We start from the raw sequence: 7,731 nt of genomic DNA on the forward strand, positions 1-7,731 counted from the left end.
TTTATGATTTTATCTAATGTTTTAACGTCGGCAGGGTTTTGAACCCTGCCGACGTTCTTCTTTCTACTTCATGAAATTCGATAAACTCATGAAGAACCTTTTTTACTTTGTTTCATTTTTTCATAATACATTGAAATGAGAAGATAAAGTTTTGAGTAATTTTCTCCTATCCTCCCAACTCCTCAAACAGCCTAATCGTTTGCATAGCTTCCTTCACATCATGCACACGCAAGATTTTTGCCCCTTGCATGAGAGCGTACATATTTAATGCCGTTGTGCCATTGAGAGCTTCATCGGCGGTGATATTGAGCGTTCGCCAAATCATTGATTTTCTTGAAATTCCTACCAAAAGCGGTAAATCCATGACTTTGAATGCATCCAAATTTCGCATCATTTCAAAACCTTGTTTGGCGTTTTTGGCAAATCCAAAACCTGGGTCTATTATAATATCTTTCACAGCTAAAGCTCTCAGTTTAGCCACTTTTTCTTGCAATTCGGTGATTACATCAAGTGTCAGGTTTTGATAATCATTGAGTTTACACATCGTCTGAGGATTCCCACGGCTGTGCATCAAAATATACGGCACTTGCAATTCGGCAACGGTCTGAAACATTTCTTCGTCCAGATTTCCGCCCGCAATATCATTGATGATTGTTGCCCCTGATTTTACGGCTTCACGAGCTACCTTACTTCTAAAAGTATCAATCGAAATAGCCACTTTATCCCAAAAATTCTGAGCAATTACTTCAATCACTGGCGAAACTCGGTCGATTTCTTCAGAAACACTCACATCATCGGCATCAGGGCGAGTCGAGTAGCCACCAATGTCAACAAATGTTGCTCCATCCTCAATCATTTTTGCGGCTTGGTCTAAAATTTGATTACTATTGGGTGTAAATCTACTCCCCGAAAAAAACGAATCAGGCGTGATATTCAGAATCCCCATAACAGTAGGTTTCGATAAATCAATGAGTTTTTGGCCAATTACTGGCTCGTTTGGGTAGTGTTTGTGATTGATACTTATAAATGTCATTTGCTTATAGAGCCGAAGTTTTATAGTTTTGCAAGTATAAAGGCGGTTCTGCCTTTTTTCTCCAATTTCATTAATTTTAGCGTCAAAGATAATTCAATCTATTGAACTTGATTAATTTTTTCTAAATTGAATACAGAACCCAAAGCCAGCAGGCATTTACATAAACAATGAACCAAACAGAAATCGAATACCGCCATGTCATAAAAATTTGTCAAGACCTTTTCGAGAAGAAAAACAAAGATTATGGCACTTCTTGGCGTATTTTACGCTTACCGAGCATCACTGACCAAATTTTTATCAAAGCTCAACGCATCCGTACGATTCAAGACAATGGTTTTAGCCGTGTCGATGAAGGCGAAGTACCCGAATTTATTGGTATTATTAATTATTGCGTAATGGCTCTCATCCAAGCAGATTTGGTAAATAGTACCGAACTCGAAATTCCGTTTGAGCAATTGCAAGCCATGTATAATAAGCAAGTTGCGGAAGTTATGGAGTTACTTTTCAATAAAAACCACGATTACGGCGAAGCGTGGCGTGATATGCGTGTGAGTTCGATGACCGATATTATTTTGATGAAATTATTCAGAATCAAGCAAATAGAAGATAATCAAGGTAAAACTTTGGTTTCGGAAGGCATCAAGGCTGGCTATCAGGACATCATCAATTATGCAGTTTTTTGTATGATAAAACTCGGTCAAGCTCAAGGGCAGCAGTAGTTTTTTTGTTATCAGAAAACTTGTTATTAGTTACTGGTTTAACAAGACATTAACTAATTGTATTAAAATTGAGGTTTAACTTTGAAAAAAATCGTTCATTCACTCATTCACTAATTCTAACATTCACTCATTGAATTTATATGAAACTATTTTCACAAATTGCCCGCATCATTGTTGGTGTAATATTTACTTTTTCGGGCTTCGTAAAAGTCGTTGACCCTGTGGGAACTGGTATCAAACTCGAAGAATATTTCGAGGTTTTTGCCCAAGATTTACCTTCATTGCAAGGTTTATTTATGTTTTTTGCCCATAATTCATTGGCTTTATCATTGATTTTCTGTGCATTAGAAGTGATTTTGGGGGTAGCTACACTCCTATCCTACCGCATGAAAATCACGTCGTGGTTATTGCTGATTATTATTGTTTTCTTTACTTTTCTGACTTTCTATTCGGCATATTTCAATAAAGTAACCGACTGCGGATGTTTCGGTGATTTCTTAAAACTCAAACCGTGGACATCGTTCAACAAAGATATTTTCTTGACGGTCTTTATCTTGGTGATATTTGTTTTCAGAAATAAATACACAAACTCGAATCAAAATGTAGTGATGGCTATCGTTACGGCTATTTCTTTCGGAATTGGTATTTACGCTATTCGTTACCTTCCCCCAATTGATTTCTTGCCTTATGCCATCGGAAAAAGCATTCCTGAACAAATGAAACCGACGGGCGTAAAACCAATCATGGAGTTTACGTTTTTAAATAAGAAAACCAACGAAGAAATTGTAGCCAAAGAGTTTTTGATGGATACGCTTACTTACAAATATGTTTCGATGGTGACACTCAATGAAGATAAAATCAAACCAAAAATAACTGACTATTCGGTTTCGGACCAGCAAGGAAACAACTACACTGATTCGACTTTCGTAGGAAATAAACTATTGGTGATTATAAAAGATGTAAAAAATGCGGATGCCGAACAAATAAATGAAATAAAGGCTTTGATAAAAACTTCTGAGGCAAAAGGAATTACACCGATGATTCTGACTTCAGTTATTCAGACTGATTATCAGAAGTTTAGCCAAGCAAACGGGCTCACAACACCTTATTTCTCGGTCGATGCCACAGTATTAAAAACAATGGCACGAACAAATCCGTGTGTGATTTTGTTACAAAATGGTGTAGTAAAAGGTAAATGGGGCAATCACAGTATTCCGAAGAACATCGAACTTTAAGCTGCAAAAAAATGAACAAATAAATTTAATTATTGATAAACTGTCGTCAGTTGACAATTGACTATCGACTATTTTAGAATGACCACAAATATTTTTTTAATAGGAATGCCTTCGTCGGGGAAAAGTACACTTGGCCGACAAATTGCTAAGAGTCTGGGTTATGAATTTATTGATTTAGACTTGAGAATTGAAATTGCGGAAGGCAAAAAAATAGCAGAAATTTTCAGCTTAAATGGCGAAGAATATTTCAGAAAAGTTGAAAATCAACAACTCAAAAAAATAGCAAAAGACTCGAAAATGGTAGTGGCTACAGGTGGTGGAACACCTTGCTATCATGATGGTTTAGAGTATATCAAAGAAAACGGTATCAGTATTTTCTTAGATGTAAAACCTGCGATGTTGGTCGAACGCATGAAAGTATCTAAGAAAAACGAACGCCCGTTGTTTGATTTAGAAAGTAAATCGCTTTTAGATACCGTCACCGAGAAGTATAATGAGCGTCTGCCAATTTACCAAAAAGCCGATATTACAGTTGAGGGAGACACCGACCCTGATAGTATCCTTTGGATTATTGATGCGGAGTTTTCAAGAAAAAAATAATGTGAAGCGAAATGGCTCGAAGTTATCATTTAAGTAGACTGATAAAACACTAAGAAGCCTTTGATACGTTTATCAAAGGCTTCTTGTTATAAAATAATTATACTTCGCTATGCTTTCTGTCTTTGTCTAACGGCTTCGTATAAAATAACTGCCGTTGCTACCGATACATTCAATGAGCCGATTTTACCTACCATCGGAATCTTGGTGGCATAGTCAGCTTGTTCGAGCAAATTATCTGAAATACCGTCTTCTTCCGAACCCATCAAGATTGCTGTTGGGACCGAAAAATCTACGTCATACAGCTCAGTTGTTGCTTTTTCAGTACAAGCCACCACCTGTATACCCGATTGCTGCAACTCGCTCACGATTTGAGATAAACTATTTTCACGACAAACAGGCAGGTGATTTAATGCACCAACCGAAGTTTTCATGGCATCGGCATTGATTTGAGCAGCTCCACGAGCCGGAACAACAATAGCGTTTACACCTGCACACTCAGCCGTTCGGGCAATCGCACCAAAGTTACGTACGTCAGTCACACGGTCTAAAATAAGTAACAGTGGCGTTTCGCCTTTCTCAAAAGTATCGGCAACTACGTTGGAAGTTTTGGCATAATTAACGGCTGAAACAAACGCAATTACCCCTTGATGTACTTTCATCGTAACACGATTCAATTTCTCAAGCGGCACTCTCTGTACGGGAATTTCACGCTCACGAGCCAATTTTTCTACCTCAGCATGACCAAAATCACGTTGAAGCAATATTTTTTCTATTTCTTTGGTACTTTTTAAAGTTTCCAAAACCGACTGTACGCCAAAAACAATATCAGGTTTTGAGGGTTTCTCAAAGCCAGCCGGTGTTGGTTTTGCAAAATATTTTTTCTTAAATCCAGTTTTATTATCGCCTTCGGGTTTACGATAACCGCCTTCTGAACTGCGGCCTAATCCACTACGTTTCCTGTTCTCCATGCTTCTACAAACGGAAACCAATATGCCTGATATTCGGGATAACGAACCAGCTCATAAAAGTTTTCCGTAAATTGGTTTGGTTTTCTATTAAATGTAAATATAATTTCTGAAAAATTGGTATTCTGTGCATACACCCATACCTCGCGGTCACGGCTGCGTTGTACTTTGTTGGGTGGCCCCAAAATTGTATAAACCATACCTTTATCGGTTTTCCAACCTTCTTTATATGACGTAAACAGACGATTGGCTTCTTCGATTCGGTGATAATAATTTTTAATAATTTTTTTAGAAACCATCTGATTACCATCGGTAATTGCCAAGAAAAACTTATCAAGGGCTTGTTTCGCGTTAGGATTATCATTGACTGCCTTTATTTCTTGGCTGGTGCTCATGTAAATCAGCGGCTTAACTAGAGTTTCAGGACGTGTTAGGCGTGGATAACGCTCATCTACGAGCATAAATCCAAATCCTGTACTGGTTGAGTTAGTATCTTCAACCATCTGATACAACCCTTCGTGAGTAAGTTTTATAGGTGTATTTGTCTGAATTTTTATCGTTTCTTCTATGGTAAGATTGGCAATACTCGGACGAACTGAGGTTGCCATCGGAGATTGAGCAGGATTAAAATCATTTTTGTAACGTATCAAATACAATTCACGAGGATGGCTCAACACACTCTTTACCTGAAATGAATCGGTTTTATTGATATAATTTCTAAAAACTGGCATTGATAAATTCCCAATATAAATGCCAAATCGGTCGTTTATGCGAGTGCCATTAAAATCAATTACTAAATCATTATTCGATTTTTTGCTATCTTCTAACTGAAAAACTTCGGTAAGCAGTAGCCCCTTCGCTAAATTTTTAGGACGAGGAATCTCAAAACTTACCATAATCTTTCCGCCTTTGGTTTCAACATTTTGTTCGCTCAAATCTATCTTTCCCGAACCTAAGCGTTCTCGAATACCATAATCAGGTTGTAATAGCCAATTAAATCTGAAATTATCATTTAATTGTTGCACTACCTGCTCTTTCTTTAGATTTTCAATATCCATTTCCATATACACCCGCACGGCTGAAGAATCCTTCAACAAATACCTACTCTTTATAGCAACAACCATGGGTTTTGCGACAGGTACAGGCATTGCCGACGAAGTTCTATCATTTTCCTTTGGAGCTTTTGGGAGTTTTTTATTTGTTGTACAAGCAGCTAATACTACCAAAAAACTGTAAATAATTGCTTTCTTCATCAATATTCGGTTTCTAAAGATTCAAATATAAGGAAATATGCTGCAATTCAAAATAAATTTTCTGAATTGCAGCATATCTATAACGAACATAATGCATCAATCGTTTTCATCAAGCTCAAAAACTTCTTCAACACTCTTGCCAAATATACGGGCTATCTTCAATGCCAAAACAGTTGAGGGCACGTATTTATTGCTTTCTATAGCATTGATGGTCTGCCGACTTACATTTATTCTCTCGGCCAAATCGGCTTGTGTTATATCCAAAATGGCTCTTTCTATTCTGATTCTATTTTTCATAATTCTGTGGTGCGAACATATTGCTCGCCGTTTTGTGACACCTCCAACTCAATTTTTCACCAAAAGCAAATAATAAAACCGAACGATAAAAATTATCAGCGGTGTGAACATATTGTAAACTGTCACATTGTAGTAAGCCAATCCATGCACAAAAACTGTGGCAGTAATTAGAAGTGCAAAATTAAGATAAATAGCCCATTGCAAAGACTCTAATCTGATTTTTGATACATATTCATCCTCGAACTTCACTTTCGAGAAAGCAATAAAAAGTAAACCTACAATGCTTCCAATGGTAGCAATTTCGTCTGTAAAATTTAACTCTGTTCCGTTTGGAATCGAACCTTTTTCATTTATTGAACCATCGTAAGCGATGTAGTCGAGAGGTACTTTAATCGTAAAAAAATCTAGACTTAGGTTATCGAACATAACAAATAAACCTAAAATAATTGATGGGATTGCTATAATCCATCCGATGAGTTTGAAACGATGCGGAAATAAGAATCTTGGTTCCATAATTTTGAAAATTGTTTTAAGGTAATAGCTTTTTCATGTAAACTTTAACGATACAAATGTAAAATAAACTTTACATTATATCAAAATTTTTTTACAAATATTTTTTCTATGAGAAAAATCATATACTATCAATTATGTTTTAGAATTACTTTTGTACCGACTTCGACAACTTAGAAACTTGTCCTACAAACCAATTCAAACATGGATGATATTCAGAATAGAGCAGATATAGAATTATTGGTTAATAATTTCTACGAGAGAGTGCATAATGAGCCAAATCTTGCCCCAGTATTTGAGATGCCAGCAGAGCATTGGGAAATGCACATTACGAGAGTTGTAAATTTTTGGGAGAATTGGCTATTTCAAACAGGTAGCTACAACGGTGGCATGATGTGGGTACACCTACAAGCCAACGAAAAACACGCACTTACAACTGAGCGTTTTGAACAATGGTTGGCCCTGTGGTTTCTCACAACCGATTCTCTTTTTGCGGGCGAAAGAGCAGATTTTGTAAAAAGCAAAGCCCTCGAAATTGGGCAAATTATGAATGCAAAAATGAATCACATCAATCAACAATAAAAAATCGGAGATAAGGCTAATTACTTATCTCCGATTTTTTTATTTTATAAATTTTTCAATTTCAGCATTATAAATTCCAGGTTCTTCTACCGACGATGTATGCCCACCGCCTGCAAATACAATCAGTTTTGAGTTAGGTATTAACGAATGAATCTTGCGTGCTTTATCAGGTACGGTTGCCACGTCTTGGTCTCCAACCATAATTAATGTGGGGCAAGTGATTTTATGTATTTCGTCGGCAACGCCTTTTCTGTAAATTACTCCATCAACGGCTTTGGTAATTCCTTTTCTATTGTTCGATTTTAGCTGCTGAGTCCAATATTTCTTTTCTTCTACTCTATTTGAGTCATTTAAGAATTTCTGACCAAACATAATTTTCAATACGCTACCAACGACCGGAAAAAATCCGATATACTTTACGATAGCATTGAGAGTTTTATATTTTCCAATATTTTCCTGCGGCTCGGGGTCGGCAGTTGTTTCGAGTAAAATTAGTTTTTTTATCAGGTCAGGACGACGAGCTGCTAAACGCATACC

10 protein-coding genes are annotated in these 7,731 nt (G+C 36.8%); 4 read left to right on the forward strand and 6 right to left on the reverse strand.

What is annotated here, in order from left to right; genetic code table 11:
• Positions 1-166: 166 nt before the first annotated feature.
• Entirely contained in the window at positions 167-1,033 is an 867-nt protein-coding gene (gene folP, locus ACOVO2_RS18500; RefSeq protein ID WP_421771397.1) for a dihydropteroate synthase, read from the reverse strand.
• 167 nt (positions 1,034-1,200) lie between these two features.
• On the opposite strand from folP, the gene ACOVO2_RS18505 reads away from it, so the two are divergent.
• From ACOVO2_RS18505 to ACOVO2_RS18515, 3 genes are all read left to right on the forward strand, one after another.
• Positions 1,201-1,752 carry a DUF1599 domain-containing protein gene (locus ACOVO2_RS18505; RefSeq protein WP_421771398.1) on the forward strand — a complete coding sequence of 184 codons (552 nt, stop codon included), beginning with the start codon at positions 1,201-1,203 and terminating at the stop codon, positions 1,750-1,752.
• A 140-nt stretch (positions 1,753-1,892) separates the two neighbouring features.
• On the forward strand, positions 1,893-2,987 hold the full coding sequence (locus ACOVO2_RS18510; protein WP_421771399.1) for a BT_3928 family protein: 1,095 nt from the start codon (positions 1,893-1,895) through the stop codon (positions 2,985-2,987).
• Positions 2,988-3,065: 78 nt separating this feature from the next.
• The gene (locus tag ACOVO2_RS18515) at positions 3,066-3,587 is read left to right on the forward strand and encodes a shikimate kinase (RefSeq protein ID WP_421771400.1); all 522 of its coding nucleotides are present in this window, start codon (positions 3,066-3,068) and stop codon (positions 3,585-3,587) included.
• Positions 3,588-3,694: 107 nt separating this feature from the next.
• On the opposite strand, the gene rlmB is transcribed toward ACOVO2_RS18515, so the two are convergent.
• The 4 genes from rlmB to ACOVO2_RS18535 form a co-directional block, all read right to left on the reverse strand.
• A complete protein-coding gene (gene rlmB, locus ACOVO2_RS18520) occupies positions 3,695-4,555 on the reverse strand; it encodes a 23S rRNA (guanosine(2251)-2'-O)-methyltransferase RlmB (RefSeq protein WP_421771401.1) in 861 nt (286 codons plus the stop codon).
• Positions 4,528-5,805, reverse strand: coding sequence for a GWxTD domain-containing protein (locus ACOVO2_RS18525; protein WP_421771402.1), 1,278 nt, complete (start codon positions 5,803-5,805; stop codon positions 4,528-4,530). The genes rlmB and ACOVO2_RS18525 overlap by 28 nt, the downstream gene beginning before the upstream one ends.
• A 96-nt stretch (positions 5,806-5,901) precedes the next feature.
• Entirely contained in the window at positions 5,902-6,102 is a 201-nt protein-coding gene (locus ACOVO2_RS18530; RefSeq protein WP_421771403.1) for a helix-turn-helix transcriptional regulator, read from the reverse strand.
• Between the two features lie 48 nt (positions 6,103-6,150).
• Entirely contained in the window at positions 6,151-6,615 is a 465-nt protein-coding gene (locus ACOVO2_RS18535; protein WP_188766226.1) for a hypothetical protein, read from the reverse strand.
• Positions 6,616-6,816: 201 nt separating this feature from the next.
• Here ACOVO2_RS18535 and ACOVO2_RS18540 point away from each other — a divergent pair, with 201 nt between their 5' ends.
• Positions 6,817-7,194 carry a group III truncated hemoglobin gene (locus ACOVO2_RS18540; protein WP_421771404.1) on the forward strand — a complete coding sequence of 126 codons (378 nt, stop codon included), beginning with the start codon at positions 6,817-6,819 and terminating at the stop codon, positions 7,192-7,194.
• A gap of 39 nt (positions 7,195-7,233) precedes the next feature.
• Here ACOVO2_RS18540 and ACOVO2_RS18545 read toward each other — a convergent pair.
• A partial coding sequence (locus tag ACOVO2_RS18545; protein ID WP_421771405.1) for an alpha/beta fold hydrolase occupies positions 7,234-7,731 on the reverse strand: 498 nt, incomplete at its 5' end.

This window comes from Emticicia sp., assembly GCF_049241225.1.
GTDB lineage: Bacteria > Bacteroidota > Bacteroidia > Cytophagales > Spirosomataceae > Emticicia.

Bases quoted from the DNA above. Each gene is read 5' to 3' on its own strand.
- ACOVO2_RS18510 (WP_421771399.1), top strand. From the start codon at position 1,893: ATGAAACTATTTTCACAAATTGCCCGCATCATTGTTGGTGTAATATTT.
- folP (WP_421771397.1), bottom strand. From the start codon at position 1,033: ATGACATTTATAAGTATCAATCACAAACACTACCCAAACGAGCCAGTA.
- ACOVO2_RS18505 (WP_421771398.1), top strand. From the start codon at position 1,201: ATGAACCAAACAGAAATCGAATACCGCCATGTCATAAAAATTTGTCAA.
- ACOVO2_RS18540 (WP_421771404.1), top strand. From the start codon at position 6,817: ATGGATGATATTCAGAATAGAGCAGATATAGAATTATTGGTTAATAAT.
- ACOVO2_RS18530 (WP_421771403.1), bottom strand. From the start codon at position 6,102: ATGAAAAATAGAATCAGAATAGAAAGAGCCATTTTGGATATAACACAA.
- ACOVO2_RS18535 (WP_188766226.1), bottom strand. From the start codon at position 6,615: ATGGAACCAAGATTCTTATTTCCGCATCGTTTCAAACTCATCGGATGG.
- ACOVO2_RS18525 (WP_421771402.1), bottom strand. From the start codon at position 5,805: ATGAAGAAAGCAATTATTTACAGTTTTTTGGTAGTATTAGCTGCTTGT.
- ACOVO2_RS18515 (WP_421771400.1), top strand. From the start codon at position 3,066: ATGACCACAAATATTTTTTTAATAGGAATGCCTTCGTCGGGGAAAAGT.
- rlmB (WP_421771401.1), bottom strand. From the start codon at position 4,555: ATGGAGAACAGGAAACGTAGTGGATTAGGCCGCAGTTCAGAAGGCGGT.